The 20,105-nt window shown below is 59.7% G+C and carries 20 protein-coding genes; 5 read left to right on the top strand and 15 right to left on the bottom strand.

The window, feature by feature from the left end; translation table 11 throughout:
- Positions 1–300: 300 nt before the first annotated feature.
- The 12 genes from BSY17_RS01325 to BSY17_RS01265 all read right to left on the bottom strand — a co-directional run bounded on the left by BSY17_RS01325 (position 301) and on the right by BSY17_RS01265 (position 10,497).
- The gene (locus BSY17_RS01325; protein ID WP_443019417.1) at positions 301–1,308 is read right to left on the bottom strand and encodes a TraU family protein; all 1,008 of its coding nucleotides are present in this window, start codon (positions 1,306–1,308) and stop codon (positions 301–303) included.
- A gap of 2 nt (positions 1,309–1,310) precedes the next feature.
- Complete coding sequence (locus tag BSY17_RS01320; protein WP_443019413.1) at positions 1,311–1,979, bottom strand: conjugal transfer protein TraW; 669 nt, start codon at positions 1,977–1,979, stop codon at positions 1,311–1,313.
- A 222-nt stretch (positions 1,980–2,201) separates the two neighbouring features.
- Entirely contained in the window at positions 2,202–2,579 is a 378-nt protein-coding gene (locus BSY17_RS01310) for a hypothetical protein (RefSeq protein WP_150125684.1), read from the bottom strand.
- Positions 2,576–2,905, bottom strand: a complete 330-nt coding sequence (locus BSY17_RS01305) for a hypothetical protein (RefSeq protein WP_069064031.1) — start codon at positions 2,903–2,905, stop codon at positions 2,576–2,578. The genes BSY17_RS01310 and BSY17_RS01305 overlap by 4 nt, the downstream gene beginning before the upstream one ends.
- On the bottom strand, positions 2,902–5,424 hold the full coding sequence (locus BSY17_RS01300; protein ID WP_069064030.1) for a TraC family protein: 2,523 nt from the start codon (positions 5,422–5,424) through the stop codon (positions 2,902–2,904). The genes BSY17_RS01305 and BSY17_RS01300 overlap by 4 nt, the downstream gene beginning before the upstream one ends.
- Positions 5,421–6,065, bottom strand: coding sequence for a TraV family lipoprotein (locus BSY17_RS01295; protein ID WP_171899162.1), 645 nt, complete (start codon positions 6,063–6,065; stop codon positions 5,421–5,423). The genes BSY17_RS01300 and BSY17_RS01295 overlap by 4 nt, the downstream gene beginning before the upstream one ends.
- Before the next feature lie 26 nt (positions 6,066–6,091).
- Complete coding sequence (locus BSY17_RS01290) at positions 6,092–7,438, bottom strand: TraB/VirB10 family protein (RefSeq protein ID WP_069064028.1); 1,347 nt, start codon at positions 7,436–7,438, stop codon at positions 6,092–6,094.
- Positions 7,435–8,208 carry a type-F conjugative transfer system secretin TraK gene (locus BSY17_RS01285; protein WP_069064027.1) on the bottom strand — a complete coding sequence of 258 codons (774 nt, stop codon included), beginning with the start codon at positions 8,206–8,208 and terminating at the stop codon, positions 7,435–7,437. The genes BSY17_RS01290 and BSY17_RS01285 overlap by 4 nt, the downstream gene beginning before the upstream one ends.
- Positions 8,192–8,827, bottom strand: coding sequence for a TraE/TraK family type IV conjugative transfer system protein (locus tag BSY17_RS01280; RefSeq protein WP_069064026.1), 636 nt, complete (start codon positions 8,825–8,827; stop codon positions 8,192–8,194). Before BSY17_RS01280 ends, BSY17_RS01285 begins: the two co-directional genes overlap by 17 nt.
- 5 nt (positions 8,828–8,832) lie before the next feature.
- Positions 8,833–9,099: a type IV conjugative transfer system protein TraL gene (locus BSY17_RS01275; RefSeq protein WP_069064025.1), complete on the bottom strand. Its 267-nt coding sequence runs from the start codon at positions 9,097–9,099 to the stop codon at positions 8,833–8,835.
- Between the two features lie 131 nt (positions 9,100–9,230).
- Complete coding sequence (locus BSY17_RS21445; protein ID WP_171899175.1) at positions 9,231–9,545, bottom strand: hypothetical protein; 315 nt, start codon at positions 9,543–9,545, stop codon at positions 9,231–9,233.
- Between the two features lie 196 nt (positions 9,546–9,741).
- The gene (locus BSY17_RS01265; RefSeq protein ID WP_069064463.1) at positions 9,742–10,497 is read right to left on the bottom strand and encodes a DsbC family protein; all 756 of its coding nucleotides are present in this window, start codon (positions 10,495–10,497) and stop codon (positions 9,742–9,744) included.
- A gap of 388 nt (positions 10,498–10,885) precedes the next feature.
- On the opposite strand from BSY17_RS01265, the gene BSY17_RS01260 reads away from it, so the two are divergent.
- The 3 genes from BSY17_RS01260 (at position 10,886) to BSY17_RS01250 (ending at position 12,515) form a co-directional block, all read left to right on the top strand.
- Positions 10,886–11,311, top strand: a complete 426-nt coding sequence (locus BSY17_RS01260; protein WP_069064023.1) for a hypothetical protein — start codon at positions 10,886–10,888, stop codon at positions 11,309–11,311.
- A 77-nt stretch (positions 11,312–11,388) separates the two neighbouring features.
- The gene (locus BSY17_RS01255) at positions 11,389–11,874 is read left to right on the top strand and encodes a transcriptional regulator (protein WP_150125683.1); all 486 of its coding nucleotides are present in this window, start codon (positions 11,389–11,391) and stop codon (positions 11,872–11,874) included.
- Positions 11,875–11,891: 17 nt separating this feature from the next.
- A complete protein-coding gene (locus BSY17_RS01250) occupies positions 11,892–12,515 on the top strand; it encodes a GntR family transcriptional regulator (protein WP_069064021.1) in 624 nt (207 codons plus the stop codon).
- A gap of 113 nt (positions 12,516–12,628) precedes the next feature.
- Here the strand turns inward: BSY17_RS01250 and BSY17_RS21780 are convergent, their stop codons facing one another.
- Positions 12,629–12,883: a hypothetical protein gene (locus tag BSY17_RS21780; protein ID WP_237236207.1), complete on the bottom strand. Its 255-nt coding sequence runs from the start codon at positions 12,881–12,883 to the stop codon at positions 12,629–12,631.
- Between BSY17_RS21780 and BSY17_RS01245 the strand changes: the two genes are divergently transcribed.
- Entirely contained in the window at positions 12,882–13,556 is a 675-nt protein-coding gene (locus BSY17_RS01245; RefSeq protein ID WP_069064020.1) for a lasso peptide biosynthesis B2 protein, read from the top strand. The two genes, BSY17_RS21780 and BSY17_RS01245, sit on opposite strands and share 2 nt — an antisense overlap.
- Positions 13,556–15,304 (top strand): asparagine synthase-related protein, encoded by a 1,749-nt coding sequence (locus BSY17_RS20735; RefSeq protein ID WP_083216964.1) that lies wholly within the window; start codon positions 13,556–13,558, stop codon positions 15,302–15,304. The genes BSY17_RS01245 and BSY17_RS20735 overlap by 1 nt, the downstream gene beginning before the upstream one ends.
- Before the next feature lie 48 nt (positions 15,305–15,352).
- Here the strand turns inward: BSY17_RS20735 and BSY17_RS01240 are convergent, their stop codons facing one another.
- On the bottom strand, positions 15,353–17,461 hold the full coding sequence (locus BSY17_RS01240; RefSeq protein ID WP_069064019.1) for an Atxe2 family lasso peptide isopeptidase: 2,109 nt from the start codon (positions 17,459–17,461) through the stop codon (positions 15,353–15,355).
- A gap of 1 nt (position 17,462) precedes the next feature.
- Positions 17,463–20,063, bottom strand: a complete 2,601-nt coding sequence (locus BSY17_RS01235) for a TonB-dependent receptor domain-containing protein (RefSeq protein WP_083216963.1) — start codon at positions 20,061–20,063, stop codon at positions 17,463–17,465.
- Positions 20,064–20,105: the final 42 nt, after the last annotated feature.

The following is a 20,105-nucleotide window of genomic DNA, read 5'->3' as shown; positions in this document are numbered from 1 at the left end:
TGATCTGCCGCGACCCGCGTCGCAGCCGGAACAAAAATATAGCTGGAACAGGCTCGACAAGCTCTGCCCGGAATACAGCCTGGCCTTCAAAAACGGTCAGCGTGGCCACGACCACATGCGGCGAAGAGGGGACCGCCGCATCATCGTCTGCATCTGTGGCCACGCCGACCGTCCGACTGGTGCCGCAGGGGGGATGCGACACCGGCCTGACCGCATGGGGAACGCCTGGCTCGGTGGAATGACGGGCAGACCATCGGCTGATGCCAGGCGATGGCATGCGGATCGGGAAAGGGGACCTGTTCATGGCGTCGAAACCCCGGCGCAGCAGATCGTCTTTTCAAACAGCATGAATTGCGCATTGTCCTTGCCCGGCGCATGCTTGGCGGACGTCCATAGCGCGCCGGGCCGCCCGACATTGACGCACTGGCCGCCCTTGACCGGTTCCATCAGCTGGAACTTGTAGCGGCTCTTGGTCCAGACCGGTTGCGGGATGAAGGAGCAGCCATCCGCTGAACTGACGGTCAGCGCGCCAAGCCGCCCCATCATGAAGACGCCGCGCGCGGCGAGCCCCGCCCAGGCCTCGACGCTGTCGCCAAAATGGATGTCGCCGGCGATCGGATAGGTCGCGCCCCAGGATCCCATGCACCAGAAGAGCGGATCGACGACCTTGCCGGCCGCGGCCGCGGCGCTGTCAGCCATGCAGGCCAGGCCTGCGGCGGGATTGCCGAACAGGATCGCCTCGGGCTGTATGATCGCGCCCAAAGTTGCCGACTGCCAGGTCGGCAGCACCTCGGTGATCAGCGCCACGTCGAAGCCGTCATCCTCGATGCAGGGCAGGTCGGTGAACATGTCGAGCATCTTCCAGACCGGCGCGATGTAATAATGCATCTGGGCAAACATCTTGCGCGTGTTGGTGCCGTCAGCGATGCTGGTCTGGCTGCCCTGCAGCCTGCCGCCGGTCGGCATGATGTCAGCGCCCAGCGCCATCATGCAGCCCGGCTCCGTCACCACGTCGACCATGCGATTGGGCGACCAGAAACTGACCTTCACCCCGAACCAGAAGGTCACGCCCTTGCGGCAGGCGCATAAGGGTTTGGAGGCGGACTGCGCATCGAGCGCCTTGCCGAGGGGATCGCTCGGACCCACCTTCACGCCGCCGATGGTGATCGGGAAGATGCAGTTCCAGCGCACCTTGGTGATCGGGTTGAAGACCGTGCCCGCCTCGCATTTGGATGCATAAGCGGGCGAGGCGATCGCCAATGCCGCAAAGGCCGAACCGAGCGTCAGAGCTCTTCGGATCGCGACCATGTTCATCGCGCTGCCCTCCGTGGACTGGGGGGCGTGGCGACCTCGGTCAGCACCAGCTTTTGCCCTGTCTGGGCGACGATCACCGGCGCGACTGTGAGGCCGATTCGGGCCTTGACGCGCTCTTCAAGCAGGAACAGCGCCCGGCCGTGACGCTCACCCAATGTGATCGCATCGGCATCTGTATCTCCCGCCTGGGAAAGACCGCCGGCGGCCAGCAGGATGAAGTCGGCGGGCCTTGCGGTATGCAGCGCCCAGGCCAGATCGCGAGGATGCACGACGATCAGCCGCTGGGGCAGCGCAACATAGGCGAGGGGATTGAAGCTATAGCCTTTGGCGTAAAGAAGTTTTCCGCCTGGCAGCCGGATATCCTGATCGAGCGTGTAGAAGGGCACCACCGTCCGGTTGCGATCGGCGCGGGCGATACCGAGCGCGGCAGGTTGCATTGCCGACCAGCGCTCGCGCGGCCCAAAGGCGGTTTTCATGTCGGGAACATGCGCAGCGCGGCCTTCGATCTCACTCAGCGCATCGGGTTCGGCGATCGGCCAGGTGCGGCCGATGGTGCTGGTCGCAGCCGTAACGGGCGCGAGCGTCATCAGCGCCAATGGCGCCAGTGCCGACAGCGCCGAGCGGGCGTGGCGAGGGCGGCCAAGGCCCATGAATCTAGCGACCATGGCGCCGTCTCCAATGGGGCGCCGGGCTTTCGCGCCCCTCGCCGATCGCGGCGCTGATAAGGGCCGCTGTCGCGATGATTGCTATGAGAGCGCCGAGAAGGCGAACGACTGCAGGCATGGCGGGCGATTGGCAGGCGATACAGGATTGCACGAGCGCGAGGCCCTGGCTGCCGATGAGGAGGCGGATGGGCCCTGGCGCGGGCGTGCCTGAGAAGATGCCGTTCACGCTCGCCACCACCGCTGGGTGAAGTCATGAAGGCGCTGGGCGATTGCGTCCCAGGGAATGAGGATCAGACCCGTGGAGCTCGCGCCCATTCCGGCGCAGATGCCGATGAAGATGGCTTCGACAAGCGGAACCTGGAGGATCCACGCCGCCGCGAACGCGCAAAACACGGCATTGGCAATGCCGCCGGTCACCAGCAGGGTGTAGCACAGCCGCGCAAAGCGGCATTCCGCCTGGATGACCGTGACGATCGCCTGCGCGACCGCGTCCACACCAAGCGCCGGGTCGCTCACGCTGCGTGCATAGGCCAGAAGCCCATGGACATCGTCTCCGACGTCCAGACCATGATCAAAGCCATTGGCGTGATCTGCCTTCACCGCGCCCTCCATTGCCTGAAGCGCGAGAAGACCATCCCGCATGCGCCTGAGAGACCGATCAGCAGCGTGCCGCTCGCACAGCAGGCGGTAGCCACGAGAATGCCCGCCCGAATGGTCTGGAGCGGCGGCTGATCGAGCGCGATCCCGGCTGCGATGACGAGACTGCCCATCATGCAGGTTTCGATGGCCACCAGTCGCACTCGCCACTGGAAGGCGGCGGCCTCGGCGCGCCTCGCGACGCGCGCTTCGATCATCGCCTCGATCGCCGGGTCGTTTTCCCAGTCGAGCGCAAGCTGGTCGGGATGGGCCACAGGCTTGTGCGTCATGCCGCCCTCCCGTCCTGGCGGATATCTCCGCCCAGCACCTGCGCGGGATCGACACCGGCCAGATCGCACACCGCCTCCAGCGGATTGCGACCCCTCCGCACCAGCGCCTCGAACGCGGCGACCTCATTGGGCGCAGAAGTGTTGATCCAGTAGCTGAAGGGATCGACCACCAACCGCGCGATTCCCAGGCCCAGCGGACTGTCGATGAACACTTCGGAATAATTGGGCTTGGCGTTCCGGACCGATTTCAACAGATCGAGGACGAACCCCGAATAATCGAGGATCTTGTTGTCCACCGCCTTGTCATAAGTGGAGCCCTGCAACAGGAATTTGGTCGCGGCATTTTCTAGGATCACCTGTCCGGTGCCGCCAAAGAGCATGAGGTCGTTCATGCTCTGGAGTACGATGCCAAAGCTGCCCTGATATTTGCGCGCGCGCCGATAGCCCTGGCCAAAAGCCTCGGCGAGGCGGGAGAGATCCTGCCCGTCGCTGCGGGTCATGAACTGGGCTGCCTCGTCGCACAGCACGAAGCGGGGTTTGTCGCGCGCCGAGAGATAGAGTTCCTGGGTGACTGCGTTTACCACCACCATCACGATCACGTTGAAGAGGTCCGGCAGCGCTTTTAAGCGTTCGAGTTCCAGCACCACGAACTCGTCGCGCGAGATGTCGAGCGTTGAGGGACCGTTGAAGAAATGGCCATAAGCGCCCTGCGACCCGAAATCGCGCAGGTTGAACGCCAGTTCGCGCGCGACCGGTACGAGATGGTCGACCCGGTCGAGGTCGGAGGCGGCATTGTCGGGATAGTGCCCCAGCCAGTCGCGCACCGCGTCGATGCCGTCTTCGCCCCGCCCGCTATCGACCGTCCACTGCACGGCGGACTTGAGCAGGTTCCATTCCGAAGTCGTCACCGGCTTGCGGGTAGAGGCATTCGCCATTTCCGCGACGATCGCGACTGCCATGGCGATAGCCGACTGCTTGTCTTCGCCGTCGAGCGCGAGCCCCATGTCGAAGGGATTGAGGACGAGGCGCTCCTCGCCGATGTCGATATAGCGGCCCGAGCAAAGCGTGCAGAGCTTGCGGTAGCTGCCGCCGATATCGATGATGCGGATGAGCGCGCCTTGCGCATAATATTGTTGGCACAGATTATTGAGCAGGAAACTCTTGCCCGCGCCGGACTCGGCCGAGACGATGAAATTATAATTGTTGATCCGCGGGTCGAAGAGATCGAGCGTGATGAGCTGGCCCTTGCGTCCGACATAGAGAAGGGCCGGGCGGCCGCCGCCGCGAAAATCGGTCTGCACCGGCGCCATCAGGCTGGCGGCCTTCACGGCCATGCGAAAATCGCGTTCCAGCAGTTTCATTGTCTGCTTTTCGGGATAAAGCCCGAAGGGCAGGCTGGCAGCGAGCAGCACGGGCAGCAGATAGCTCTCTTCCTGCACCATGAAGGGCAGGGGTTCTGATTCCCACAAGCGTTTGGCGCGGGCGGCCAGCTCGCGCGCCTGGGCGCGGTCACGGCCGAACACCCACATGGTGGGGATGACCGAGACGAAGCGGCTGTTTGACGCCTCATCGAGAATCCAGCCAATCTCCTCGATTTGCTTGCCGACCTCGACTGCGAAACTGCCGGCCGCCTTTTGCGCCGAGAGGATCTGCGCGCGCTTGTGGATCTCGAACTGCGAATGGTCGAACAGCACCGAGAGGCAATAGAGGAATGGCCCGCCAATCTGGTCGCTATCCTCCGCGCTCCCACGCATCCCGCCCATGAGACGGTTGGCCCGCTCGGCGGTGATCCGGCGCGCCGGCGCCTTGGGCGTGAGGCAGCGGGCCACCTGGTTACCCAGAAACACTTCGGGGCCCTCGAAGCAGAGGTCCGGGCCGGCCTCGATAATCTGTCGCGCGATCGACGGGGCGGGCATGCCGCCCATGCTTTCACTGAGGAACACACCCGGCGCGGCTGCAAAAACGCCGTTGAAAATCCGGCGATAGAAGCTGACAAGCGCGTCGGGCGGCAAACGCCGGATGCCCATCTTCGCCAGCTGCTCTTCGACCTGGCGGCGCAGGTCCGCGCCGAGCTTCACCCGCGTCTTGATCGAGAGGAACAACCGGAAGTCGCGCACCGGGATGGCATTGAGCGCATCGAGACCCCGGGTTCCGCCGCGCAGATAGTCCGCCGTGCGCCGGGCCGAGGCCTGGACCAGCGGGTCGGGACGGACCTTCATATCGAGATAGGCGTCGAGCGCTGGATCGATCAGCGGATCGGCAAAGGTGATGAGCTGGAGGACCGTCCCTTCGGGAAAATGGATATTGAGCAGCCCCAGCAAGGCCTGTTGCACATGGGCGAACATATAGGCGGACGGGACAAGTTCCCAGGCCTGGCCCCAGCCATCGTCGATGCACAGGAACGCTTCCTCCTCCTCGACCCAGGCGACCATCGGCAGGAAGTCCGAATAGGCGTCGCGGGTCACGGCGGCGCGCAGGCGCTGATAGCTCAGCCCCTTGTGGGCGGGCCGCGCGGTCATGGCCGCTTCTCCGGATGGATGGTAAGCGGCATGGCCTCTTGCGTTGGAACGTCTGTGCTGCCCGGTTCGGGCTCCCGCAGCGTGCGCAGTACCGGCGGCGCAGGCGTTCGCCCGCCAGGCTCCACCAGATAGTCGCCCACGACCCAGGCCGGGCGGTCGATGATCGAATAGACATAGCGCGCCATGTAAAGCCGGTCGGGGCGCTGCTTGTCCGCATAGGGGAGGATCAAGGTCCGGATCGTGCGCGACGGGCGCAGCATCGGCGAGCCGGAATCCTCGATCAGCACGCCGACATGGCCCTGGCCAGGTCGCGCCATAGCCGAGGGTGTCGCAACCTGGCCAGGTCGCGCCATAGCCGAGGGTGTCGCAGTAGCTATGGCGTCGCCCTTGGCCATGCCGTGCGCCCGCGCCTTCTTGTCCGGTGCAAGTAGCTTGCGGTCATGGGTGACGGCGGGATCGGATTTGGAGGCACGGCCCGCGACCGCATCGGCATAGGCCTGGTCGGGATGGATGCATTGCCCATGGTCGCTATTCTTGCACGAGAATTTCTCGCTATAGGGCGACATCACGGATCCCATGGTCGCGCAGCCAGGCAGCGCGAGCAGCGGCAGGACGAGGAGGCAGGGTCGGAGCATCTTCATCGCTTTGTCTCCCATGGGCGCGGACATCAGAATTTGGCTCCCGCGCCGGGTTTGATTTCAAGGGTTGCGCCCTCCTGGATCACCACGACCACATCCTTGGCGGCGCCCACTTCGACGATGGGACCAGCCTGGCGGGCGAGATCGAGATAGAAGTCAGTGAGCTTGTCCGAGGATTTGGAGAGCCCGCCGGCGATGCCTGTCTTTGCAGCATCGCCGGCATCGAGCGTGCGAACCGTGCCCAGCGCCGAGGTCGAAGTGTTGCCGAACGTGCTTTCGACCGACTGCGAGATGCCGCTGATGGTCCCGGCAATGAAGGCACGCGCCAGCGTCGCCCCGGCGCGCGTTACCACCTTGCCAGACAGGCCCTTCTTGCCGTCGGTATCGACAAAGAAGCCCTTGACCGGCTGATCGACGATCGAATGCTCGTCGAAATCCACGCAGGAGAGCGATACGAGCTGCACCTCGACCCGCTCCTTGGCGAGGCTTCCGGTGGCGTTGCCGACCACGAAGCAGCCGGCAAGGTTCGCCTTCACCTCATTGGGCAGGACGGCGGGCGCCTGCACCCGCGCGATGATCGGTTCAGGATTACTGGTCGCGTCCCGGCTCGCCAGCGCGTCGATCCCGGTCAGGAGCCGCGCCTTCATGAAACCAGGCGGTAAATAGATCGTCCGATTCTTTTTTTTCGACGATGCGGCATTGTCGGCCCCGCCCTGAGCCACGACCTGACCGGTCGCCGAGCCGATCGCGCCGACCGTCCTTTCGACCGGCGGCGCAGGCGGGGCAGGCGGCGCAACCGGCCCGGTGGGCGGCGCAGGTAGTCTGTCGGCATCCGCGCTTATGTCGCCGGTCTCGGGTGGGTAGGGCAGGGCTGGAACGCTGTCGGGCAAGGCGGGCGGCAGATCGCCATCGACAGCCTGGCCGCCCGGAGATCCCGGGGCATGTGATCCGGGAACCAACTTGCCTTCCTCGATCGCGCTGACCCTGTCGCCCAGCAATTGCTGGCCATCGAGAACCTTTTTCAGGTCGCCACGCAGTTTGACCTCGAGACTGTCGCCGCGCAGCCCTGCGCCCATGTTGAGCGATGCGGCAGGGTCGGTGGGCTTCACCTCCTCCTTGCTGCCGGACGCTGCATAAAGGCCGATCCCGAGCGCGCCAACGGCGACACCGACGGCGAGCTGGCGCGCGCGCAGCTTCTGCCGCGCCGACATTTTGGCCCATTGCGCCTTCCAGTCGAGCAAGGCCGGGGACGGACGGCGAACGGCCTCTTCCTTTTGCCCGGCGCTCTGCGCGGCAAGATGCGCCTGATAGGGGGACAGGGTTTCGGGCGAAGGGGCGGGCGCTTCCGGGCGCTCCCTTTCCATCTCGCCGCTCATTGCCCGGCTCCCCGGCGCACCACGACAAGCCGCGCCGTTTCACCAGCATCGAGATGGACCCGGTCCAGCGTGATCGAGAAAATGCTTGTCCCAAGAACCGGATCGACCAGCAGGCGCTCGTCCAGCGTTACCGCTGCCATGGTGCGCACATGATATTGGGACGCTGAAAGCCCGGCACCCTCGACGGCGACACGGCGTTGCTCGCTGATCGACAGGCCTGGGACGGCCGCGATGGCAATCGCGCTACCGGATGGCGCAACCTCGCTGAACGAAGCGGGAATGCGATCGTCGAGCAGGGACATGGTGATCGAGACGGCGCGGTCCTCATCCGCCAGCGCAGCCATCAACGCGCTATTGGCCTGGGCACGCTGCCGGGCACCGGGGACGAGTATCACTGTCTGCGCCGGAATTTCCGCCGGTTCGGCATAAAGCGGATAGGTCGCACCGTTGCACTGCACGAAAAATTCGGACGGCTGCGTCACATAGCTGCGTGTTATCTGGCCCCCATCGTCGATTTCGCGGGCGAGGAACTTGATCCAGGCATCCGATCCGCCTTTCTCGACGGCAATCCCCTTCTCGGCCGAGAATTTGATATCCTCGATCTCGCCGCCCTCGCACACGACATGGTTGATGTCGCGGTTGGAGAGACGGATCCGACTAGTCTGGTCGGGCAGCGCGTGGAGCGTCTGGCCCGAGGCTGGCATGGCCATTAGGAGTAGCCCGGACAGGGCGGCGCATGCGCCTATGCCGTAATTAGCGTGTTTCGACATCGAACTGCTCCTCGGAAAGACGCGTCAGCCAGAAACGGCCATTTTCGATGCCGTAGCCGATGCGTAGAATGCCCCGGAATTTGCGGATCACGCCGCCGATTACCCGGACCTTCTCCACCGGCACGACGATCTCATGGGCAGTCCAGCGGACCGGCTGATCGTTGCGAATGTAAGTGGCGATCGACAGCGTCGGATTGTTCGCCAGTTCATCGAGTATGACGTTGAGGCTGTCGCGCATCGCGCCATAGGCGGACGGGTGGACAAGCCCCAGCAGCTCCTGGAACTGCCGGTCGGCTGAATAGGCCGACCAAGTGCCCGACAACGCGACGATGTTGCGCGTCATGGCGACGATATAGGCTTCGGACGGTGTGTTGCCCGAGACATGAAGGTCGCCGGTAGCGCCGAAGGGGACGATCACCGTCCGGGCATTCTGGTTGGTCGTGTAGATGACTGCGCCCAGCACGGCGGTGACGCCGAACATGCCCGCGATGGCGACCTTGAGCAGCCGGTTCTCCTCGAACAGGTTCGCCGACCCCTGCAGGTAGCGATGGATGCCGTAGCTCGCCGGTTTACCCAGCAGCGGATCCTCCTCGCCCTTTTTGCGATGCAACAGCCCCATGGCGCTCACTCGAAGAAGCGGGTCTGGGTGGGACCCGGATAATGGGGGAAGGAAACAAGACCCCAGCGCCAGGCAAGATGGGGGAGATAGCCCCTGGGCTTGGTCCGCTTCCACGGAATGAAAAGGAGAAGGGCAGCAATGAGCGCCCAGCCGACAAGTCCGCCTACGATCGCGGCCACGAATATGCTCGAGGTCGCGAGTAGAAACTCGTCCGATCCAAACCACAGGATCTGGACGGGTCGATGCAGATATTGCGGAAGGCGTTCGTCCATCTGCCCTTCTCCTCCTGCTTCATGATACCTCCAAAGGTATCATCCTCCAGGGACCGACCATCGATCCCCAGCCTGTTGCCGGTGCGGCATGCGTTTGGCAGGTCAGCCAGGCCGCAGCCGCGCCGCGCGTCTCAGACGACCATCCCGAAGGTCTGGAGAATGGAGTCCGCCTTTATGAGGCAGACAGCCGCGACGATGGTCGGGATGCCGATCATGATATTCGAGAACAGGCGTGAGACGCCGAACAGGAACGCGGCGACGCCGCCTACAAATCCCATCGGACCCTTCACACCCTGGTTCACGACGATATCGTATATGTCGTAACCAAGATCGCCCTGGGCCGGCGCCGAGAAGGCTTGGGCCGGACCGCCCACCAAGGCGATCGCGCCTAAAGGGAGGCCGATATTGGCCACCGCCAGGACCTTGCTGCCAAATGTACGCATCATAGCATTGCTCCAAAAAGAAGCCGTCCAACCAAAGCCTGCCGGCATCGAAGGAAGATCGGTGTCGGCCGGGGCGTCGGTGGACGGCTCCATGAGCCCGCCGCCGCCGGCATCCTGGTTCATCCGCGCAGGCCAGTTGGGGCCAGAACGGATGCCCTCCGCAAAGAGATTGTGCGCAGCCGCGATGGCGGGCGCCCATTCAGCGCCGCGCATCGGACGCTGCCTTTGCAAGCTTGGGCTTTGCGTGCCGATCGAGGAACGCCTCGAGTTCGGCTTGCTGAAAGCCCGATATGAGCTTGCCATCGACGATCAGCGTCGGCGTTCCTGAGACGCCGATTTTGGCGACGAGCTCAGCATCTTGCGCGACCCTGGCGCGTCCCGCTGCGCATTGGCGCAGAACAGGCGGTGTCTGTCCTGAATAGGCTGCCCGGAATGCCGCTTCGCTATCGGGGGAGCAAAAGATATGCTCCGCCTTGGCCGCTGCGGTCGGATGGATGCCGCTCACGAAAAAAATGAGACGCCTGACCGGCTTGCCTTCGGCGGCCTTGGCGCTCCAGAAGCGGTCCAGGGCCTGACAATAAGGACAGTCGGGGTCGGTGAACTCGATGACCGTGGGCGCATCTTCAGGGCCAATCGCCAGTGCCTTGGCAGGATCGATGGCCTTGAGGCGTCGCGCCGCGCCTTGTTCCTGCGCCAGCGCGGTCAGGTTGACACCGTTGCGGTCGTAGACCGTGGCGAACAAAAGATGCTCACTGCGCGGCGCATAGTAGATGATCCGGCCGCCGGCGCTTGCCTGATAGATCGGACCTTCGACCGGCGCTGGACCAAATTCCTCGAAGCGCAGGTTCGTGAAGGTCTGCTGAAGCTGCGCTTGCGCAATCTTTGCAGCTTCTCCCAAAGCCACAGGAGAAGTAACCGCAGTCGCCTCTTGCGCAATGCTGGGGGTCGAGAACATAATCGTTCCCGCAAAGCCGACGAGCAAGCCGACACCTACCGATAGCGTTCTGTCCATGGGCGCAAGTCTCCTGAGTAGTAGTCGAGCTTCTGGCCTTGAGAACCACTTGATGATCTGGTCCCGCGCCAGGCTTTGACGGCCTTGTCGTTTCAACTCGGCCTGAGTGACAGCAGGACCAGCCGGGTCGCAAGGCAGGAGGAACTGCCGTTCCGGTTTGAGGTAATGAAGTGCCGATGATCGGAGCCACACTGCCGGAAACCGGAATTACATTTCCGGTTTCTTGCTTTGTTCCCATGGCCGTTCGGGTTCTACTTTAGCCGAATCAACCGGCATGCATGGGAATGGACAAGACAAGCATGTTTTTTGCCAAGTCAGATGGAGGGCGATAATGGCGCATCAGGCATCCAGAGCATATAAGCTCCAACTGTCCGACGCAGGAATGCAACTTTTCCTGAATGATCATTGCCGGCTATGTCATTTGGTCGGGGATCTGTTGTCCTATGGTTCGACCCTGTTCGTCGCCGTCCACTTGCTGCATCTTTGCCCGGGAGAGGAAATGGCAAACGCGTTGCTCGATCCCGAACTGCACCAGTTGGGAGGTCGTAAAATCCGTCATGTCGGAACATCCCGCATCTTATCGGATCTCGTGCAATCGATCGCAGCCGAGATCGAAACGGCGGGTGTCATCTATTCATCGCCCCAAGTCTGGAAAATTTTTCTAGCGGCCCTCCTGCATATGCGGGACGCTGAAGATGTTCTCATATTGAGAAGCTATCACCTCATGCTCGACAAGATTAAGCGTTCAGCGAGATAGGTCATCAAACACTATCGCAGATGACAGTATTGCTGATGTGGATGTAAAATTACTCTCGATCACGATACCAATATCCGTTGACCAACGGATTAATTTACAACAAAAACCGTTACAGCGATGTGGTTGGAGTTTTGAGCCGCTGCCGGGGAGACCTGCAGATGACGCTTCAAAGTCCGAAAATGACGGGTAGTGAGGCCCTGTCGTTGATCAAGGAGCTTTCCGGAAAGCTCATCGAACGCCGCCGCCGCCGGGACCGTATCACGCAACGGCAAATGGCGCGCGGTATCGGGCGCAGTGAACGCTGGGTCCGCGAAATCGAAGCAGGCGTCGAAACCTCGATGATTGAGGATCATATCCGCTGTGCGCACGCGCTGCGCATGACGACACTGCATTTGTTCATTCCTTTACTGGCCGTGGAGCATGACATGCCGATACCCAGAGAACTTTTGATGCAGGACGATCTTTGGGACCTTGAGCGTGAGATGCTTGAGGTCGTAGCACGGCATCAGTCTGCTATCCTTACGCGGATCACCCAGCGATCCTTGCTGGGAGGGAGCCGCTAGGCTCTGGCGGGGCAGACATGTCTCCCGAACCAGTCGCGGCGGATCGTGCCTATCTCCTTTTGAAGACCGATATTCTGTCGGGACGGTTCTCGCCTGGAAGGGCGATTATCGAACGCGTTGTCGCGATCGAATATGGTGTATCCATATCGCCGATCAGAGACGCAGCGCAGCGTCTTGTGGGTGAACATCTTCTCGAAATCGGCACCGGTGGTGGATTTAGGGTTCCGATCGCAACGCCTGCCGCGGTCCGGGATCTCTACAGCTGGCACGACCATCTCGTGCGTCACCTTATCAAGGTGCAGATGCCGACCGAGCTTTTAACACCGCAGCCATGGATTCTGCGGGATATTGTTGGAGGGGAGAAAATTGCGCGAGCCGCCACAGGACTGTTCAGGGCGCTGGCTGATCAAGCCATTAATCGTGAACATGCCCGCTCCCTCCACGCCGCCAACGATCGTCTTCAAGCCATACGACTCCGGGAGCATCTTGTTATGGACAATCTTGATATGGAGCTGCAGCAGATTACGGCGGCGATCAATTGTGGTTCAGGTCTGAACCGTTTTTCGGTTCTACGCGCCTATCACCGCCGGCGGATGCGTCGCGCTGAAAAGATATCCGATTCACTTAGGCCGCTAGGATGAACAATAAAATCAGCAAGCTATAATCACGAATCGACATAAAAATAGCAGAAATGCGCGCAAGTACGCAATAGCTACATGCCCGATACCTTATAAGTTCGGTCATTCTCTATTCTTCATCGTAAAATCAATCTGGCTGCAATGGTGCAGCTGATTTCAGAATGGAGGCTATTATGAATCGCGAAGCACATGTTGGATCCGAGCTGATCGACCTCGGCTCCGTCGCGGAAGAAACCAAGGGACCCGGTTTCGACAACAGCGACGGGATCGGCGGTCAGCAGCTCGTCCCTGGACTCTCGGACGACTGAAAATCCGGGCACGCGGGCCATACCGGCCCGCGTGCTTTTCGCTGTTCGGAGGAAATAGGTCATGTATTTCGGTCTTCGGCCTGGATTGAGCTTTTGCATATCGGTGGATCGCGTGATCCTGCTGGACCTTGCGATCGGTCGCTATTTTTCATTGCCGCCACATTTCCATGAAAGCTTTTCGCGTTGGGCATCTGGTGCGCAGCCTGCTGATGACGATCTCGATCATCTCCAGAAGCTGATAAATGAAGGCATTTTCGTTACGCTGCCTCAGCGACCTGACCCCGAACTGACGATTTCCGCAAAAGTCACCCCACCAACCACGCAAATCGATGTTGGTCACGCGCACCCGCCGCTTACATCCGTCATCGGGGCAATATGGTCTCGTTTGTTGTGGTTGAGGCGAGCCAAGCGTTGGTCCTTTGCCCGGATGATCGAACAACTTGGCGCATTGGCCGATCATGTGGATAAAGGGTCTTCGGAGTTACACAATGCGAAGCTGGCGCAAATCGCCCGCTCTTTCGAATATGCCGATCTGATCGTTGGTAGCCATGACCGTTGCCTGTCGCGATCGCTGGCACTCGCGGTCACTTGCCGCAGGCAGGGGTTGCCGACAATGTTGGTGATCGGCGTTCAGGCGGATCCCTTCGCAGCCCATTGCTGGGTACAGAAAGGAAGCACGATACTCAACGAAAAACCGGACCGTGCGAGAATGTTCTTGCCGATAATGGTGGCGTGATGAAGCACCGCTACCTCCTGCTCATCCTTGCCGAAGATGAAGGGTGCCAAGAGCATATCCAGCTCATCGCGACTCTAACGCAGCTACCTCTCGTCTGGCGGCATGGCCGAATTATTCTGTTCTCGGATCAATTACCCGATGTTCTACTCTTACCCCCAGGGAATGGCGTGATCATAGGCAAGCTGTTTCGCCGTCACGGATATCCTGAGCAGGTTTGCGAGCTAAAATCTGATGATGCCGCTCGATTTGCGCCTGATCCGGTCCAATGTCTGATCGAACACTATTGGGGCAGCTATGTTGCGGCAATTTCAAATTCTAACCGTGTAACAATACTACGCGACCCATCCGGCGGAATGCCTTGTTACTATCTATCATCCAGCGGGATCGCTGCGCTCACGTCGGACATCTCTCTCTTGATCGATACCGGGTTGCTCACGCCTTCAGTCAACTGGAATGGAGTGGGAAGGACGCTCTATTGGCACCAGTTGCCACCAGAAGAAACAGCCATTTCCGGTGTATCGCAGCTTCTGAGTGGATGTTCGCTGATCATAGAGGGAAGCGAGATAAACAGGACAGAAAGTTGGAGGCCTTGGAACTATGTCGCTTATGACGGAGATGACGATCGGAAGAAACGTAGCGAAGGGCTGAGGCGCGTTGTCCAGGCCAGCATAAGCGCGTGGGGGTCCTGTTTTCCGCGCTCGCTGGTTGGTCTATCGGGAGGACTGGACTCATCCATTGTAACTGCATGCCTTGCCAGAAGCAGCGCCAAGGTTACGTGTTTGACCTTGGCTACTGACGATCCAGTTGGCGACGAGAGGTCATACGCCCGGTATGCCAGTCAGGCTATTGATGCCGAACTTATCGAAGACTTCTATTCAGAAGACGATATCGATCTGGATAAATCAGTTGCTGCAGGCTTTCCCATCCCTTCAGGGAAAGCACACGAACAGACCTATAACAAGAGAGTAAGAGCCGCAGCCGCGACTTCTCAAGCAGCCGCATTTTTCGTGGGTGCTGGAGGAGACAATGTTTTCTATCTCACGCATTCGGTTCGACCTTTGATTGATCGGCTCAGGACTGAGGGATGGTCGTTGGATTTGGTCTCCACCGCACGCGATATTTGCCGTATCACCGGCGCGAATATTTGGGAGGTGGTAGCGGAAGCTGTTAGAATTTCCCCAAAGACGACAGGGCTTCAGTGGAACGGTGCGGAAGACTATCTTAGTCGGGAATTTGTGGAGAGCGAGCGCTGCCTTCCGCCAGAACATCCTTGGCTGAATTCTCACGACACGGTACCTTTGGGGAAAAAGGGTCATGTAGCGATGATCTTGCGTGCTCTGCATCACATTGAGCATCGTGATAAGGCCTTGGCGGTACCGATGATCAGTCCGCTATTATCCCAACCGGTGATCGAATTCTGCCTGGGCGTTCCGTCGTGGTGGGCGTGCGAAGGAGGCATCGACCGCGCTGTTGCTCGGCGCGCGTTTGCTGACGTCTTGCCTGCCCCTGTCTCTGGTCGATCCGGAAAGGGCAGCCCGGATGGCTTTGTCGCGAGATTTATCGCTCGTCACCGTGCCGCAATAAGCGAACGCCTTCTGGAAGGAAATCTCGCCCACCACGGGTTGCTTGATCGGGCAGCCGTTGAACGCGTAATGGCGCCGAATGCAAAGTTTGAGTTGCTTGATTGCCCTCGATTGATGGCCTTGCTGGATACCGAAGCATGGACCAATTCCTGGTCTACGCGATAGGGTGATGGCGGACTTGACCCTCAGAAACGCTTGTTTCGTTCCAGAACTTCAGTGTCGGATGTATTTTTTGCGCATCTCCTCCCAGCGGAGCACGTCACTGTGACCTTGGGTGTCCGTAGGTCTTTGACCGTTCAGCCAAAAATCGAACCAGGCAAGATTGCGCCGATATACCGCAAGACGGTGGGCTGGTTGCCATTTGATGTGATCCTCATCGGGAAAAATATAGAGTTCACTTGGAACATTTGCTTGCGCCAGAGCCGTATGGCTTGCGACCATAGCTAAATATTCGTTATCTGCGGCTTGAAACAGTATCGGGAACTGCACGTGTCCCGGTTGTGCCATCACCGATATTTGAGACCAGAAGCTAGGATCAATATCCGTCAGGCGAGGCCATCCTCCATCGTGATAGCTTTGCGCCACTATTGGTCCCAAAAATGCATCCTGCACTGGTTCCCAGCCGCACCCTGACACCGAACCAGCGGAGAAAAGCGTGCTGTGGATGGCAGCGTACTGCACTGTAGTGCATCCATCGCTCAAGCCAGTGATCCCGATCCGTTTCGGATCTACGAACCCCCGTTCGATCAAAGATCGCGTGGCGACCTCTATCGCCGAGAGAATGTTTCGGCGACCCGCAAAATCGCGGTTGAAGGCTGCAGTTAATGCTGAGGCGGAATTCTGCTTGCCGACGATATCCTCATAAGTCAGATTATCGACGACAAGAACAAAATACCCTCGGTTGGCAAATGCCTGGATAGGAACCTCGTCTCCGATTCCGCCGCGCAGGAATCCCTTGGTGCGGTATTGAACGATGATGAGCGGATAGCGGCGTCCCAGTTTGAAACCGACCGGATAGACAAGGTCGCCATAAAAGGGGACACCAAAGCTGTTGCGCCAATTCATACGCTCTACAGTGCCAAGAGTGAGTGACGCAAATTCGGGATTCGGGTCAAATATCTTTTGATCTCTGTTGCGACCCAGCCCCAGTTTAACAAAATGCCTTGGCGCGAGTGATCCTTCGCGCAAGCAAAATAGGTCATTGCCCAATGGCTCGCATTCAATGAGATCATCGCCTGTCAGATATAGACGCTGCACCGTGGGACTGCCAGGACGCCACTCGTAAATCGCCGTCAGACTGCCCGCCCAGCCTTCCTTTCTGGTGAAGCGAAGTCGTTTGCCGTCGCCCGACCACCAAAAGGAGACGGATCTGTCCGTTTGGCACAGATCTGCCGGGCAGATCTGCCGGCGGCCTGCATCCCTTTCAACGATCACCCGATAACTTGGTGGGTATACTGACTTATCGGTGGGTTCCGCATAGGCATCCCATCCCAACAATCCCACAGAGTAACCGATCTGGTCGGGGCCGAGGTAAGCGGGAGCCTTAAAGTCGGTGATCTCATCAGAAGAAGCAGGGCGCTCCAGGCCACTGTCTATGTCCATCGTGATATAATGGCGTCCCGCGTCAGGTGTCTGTGGCCTGGCACCGCGGACAGGGAACGCTCGCTCGTCGTAGCGCCATCCCGATAGACCCTCTCGGTCGATTGCGGCATTCCTTGTGATCAGATCGGGACGTGCCACATAGATTATAGCGCGCCCATCAGACGATATCCGGAAATCATCGACATCTACCAGAGCGCGGGTCACTGGCCTTGCGTCGTTTGACGAGACACTGGCCCGCCAAACTTGTGTCCTGCCTCCTGCACGCTTGAGATAGGCAATCCATCGCCCATCAGGTGCCCAGCGCGGTGTGACTGGTGCAGGCGAACCAATAGGGAATGCCGCCCAGCCGTATCGCGGCGGTTCATCCCGGATCAGTTCGGTGCTGGTATCCAACATTTTTGGCCGAGCTACGGGCGAAAGTGGGAGAACCACCAGACCAATGCAGTAGCGGTTCTCTCCCGGATCGGCACGATGTAGTTGGAAAGCAACGAAGCGACTGTCGGGCGAAATTGTAAACAATGGACGTTTGCGATCGGGACGGGGGGCTGGCCCGATGTCTCTCAGTCTCGCCAGTGCTTCAGGGGTTACCGGGCCAGGACCTCTGCTGATGCCATCCGTCGGTAGGAGCGTTTTGCAATCATCGGCCGCCAGGGCGGGCTGGCTAGTGATCCACAAAGCCGATGCCGCCAGCAAATGCGAAGCCCTAAGATAATAGCGCATATCACCACTTCTTCGTCAGAGTGAAACTGACGACCCGGCCGTAAAGCGAGTGATTTGTAGAATCGGCCTGTACCTCGGCGGCGTAGGTGGCCCGAATTTGTGGCGGCTTGGCATTGAAGATGTTTTGAATTCCCACCTGCCATTCGACGCCGGCAAACAGGCCGCCCTCAGTGCTGCTGCGGATCATGGCCACCGTATCCAGCGTGGTGAAGGAACCGACTTTTACGGTCGGAGAAAGGCGATTGTCCCTGGTTTCCCCAACATATGTAGCGGTGGCTGACAGAATAACATTGTTCCGCTGCCAGCTTGCAAAAAGTCGACCACGCCAGTGCGGCAGGGTGAAGATTATCCCAGCCTGCTCCACCAATGGCAGACCCGGGGCGATCTCCCGGATGCTGTCAAGATAGCTCGCCGATCCTTTCACCGACAATTGCCCGTAGGGTCCAAGATCTCGACGGTAGCTTGCCGAGAAATCGAGGCCCTCCAGCTTTTGCACCGAGATATTCTGCAGGTAATTGCGGAAGATTGCTGAAACCGTGGTCGGGTCGAAAACACTGTTCGTCAGGTTCGTAAACACGCCCGTTATTCCGTCAATCGCGGAAAGGACGTCCGAAGCACCAGGGTTGGACTGAATGAAGCTGCTATAGACAGGCTGGAATGCCCTTCCTGATGAAGCGACGGGGGCAGCTATGCGATTGCGATAGCGAATATTGAAATATCCTAGCTCAGCCTTGAACCCATCCATAAAGGCCGGCGTAATCGCCACTGAGGTCGTCCAGGTCGTTGCGCGTTCGGGTGCGAGGTCCGGATTGCCTCCAAAGAGGTAGAGGACCGGGAGATTTGTCGGAGGGGCCGGACTATATCGTGTGCTTGGAACGAGCTGTGCGTTGGTCAGCTGACCGGTCTGATACAGATTGGGAGCCTTGAACGACTTGCCCCAACTCCCTTTGAGTTCGACGCTTTCGAATGGCGAATAGAGCAGGCCCAGCTTCGGTGTGGTTACGCGATCGATATTATGATGATCTTCATACCGCAGGGCGCCGATCAAATTCAATTTGCGGATGAGGCTGATGCCATTGGCAGGCAACACCAAGGGCAGGAATAACTCGCCATAAGCAAAAGCCACGTCTCTGGTTTCGCGGAGGGCTTCAGTCGTTGTCTCAACGCCGCCCACAACGGCACGTGAATCAATGGTGAGGGTGTTCGACCGAAACCCAGCTCCGACCGCCAACCTCGCTTGGCCGCCAGGCAACGAAAATAAAGGCCCCTCAGCGCCGACTTCGGCGGCCTTCAGTTCATTGCTATAGTCTGGCAGCGCTCGGTAGGTCTCCCTGCCCGCAGAAAAAACGCCGGTGACGACCTTCGTATCACTTCTGCTGTAAGTTCCTGACAGGCGGGTATTCCAGTCTGCCGCCAGTTCGACTTTCAGCGTTGGGGATAGCGACCAGCTCCGAGCGGTCGATTCAACCACGCTGCCTTGCGCGTAACAACTCGAGGCAATAACTGCAATCAGACATCGCAACGTGGAGCGATGCATGTAATGACCGTCGAGCTCGACACCGATCGCATCATTGATTGCTTGATGACCGGCTGTCACAAGGCTGATCTGGTCCTGCGCGGGTATGAGCGTTGCATCGGGGGCGACGTTGGCGGTGTAGGATCGCTGACGCGCGGTGATCTGGCTAGAATCCTGATAGTCTGCCGCCACCATGAACCCGCCGGTGCGCCACGATGAGCCAGCGACGATATTATACTGTTGCGTCAGCGCGCCGCCATCAGTTGCCGCTGCCAGCCTGGCAGACGTGACAACGCCGTCGATATCTCGTCGCAGGGTTATGTTGGCAACGCCAGCAACAGCATCGGAACCATATAATGCGGATGCACCGTCGGCTACGACGTCGATCCGTTCCATCGCGGCCAGCGGGATCGATGAAATATCGATTCCCTGACTAATGGCATCGAAGGCGACGCGATGGCCGTTAAACAAAGTCAGCGAGGCATCCGGTCCGAGGCCCCGCAAATTCAATGCGGATGACCCGGAAACATTTGTGAAGCCGCCTTGCCCGGCTGCAGATAAAGTTGGATTTTGACCGCCAGCGAAATTCTGCGGTAAATCGCGGATGATCTGACCAAGATCGGTCTGTCCGGCTGCCAAGGCTTCCTGACGATCGATGGTAGCGACCAATGAAGCAGATGGACCGCCGCGAATGCGCGTACCGGTCACTATGATGGCGGTTTTGCGACCCTCGCCTTTTTCACTTTCTGTTGCAGAAAATCGCTCCCGGACAAGTATAGCTCCGTCACGATCGACAGCTTCGAGGCCCGTTCCTTTGATCAGAGCTTCGATTGCGTCGATCGTCGTATAGTGGCCGCGCAAAGGAGGGGCCTGTAGTCCTTTTATCAATCGTGGCTGGAAGATGATCTCATGATTGGTCGAGCGGCCTACCATGGCCAAGGAATTCGCCAGATCCTGCCGCTCCAGCTGAAATTCCTGTCCATGATTCAACGCAGCAATGGTCGGTATCGGGGCAATCGCCGCTGCCATCGCTATCGCTGAACAGAACGTTCTCATTCGACTATTCGTCATCATCGCCCCCATCATGCCGGCTCGTTTTCCGGCTCCATGGGAACTACGACGACGTTG

It is taken from the genome of Sphingobium sp. RAC03 (assembly GCF_001713415.1).
Classification (GTDB): domain Bacteria; phylum Pseudomonadota; class Alphaproteobacteria; order Sphingomonadales; family Sphingomonadaceae; genus Sphingobium.
The sequence above is the reverse complement of the archived record's forward strand: the minus strand, read 5'-3'. Positions and strand labels throughout refer to the sequence as shown.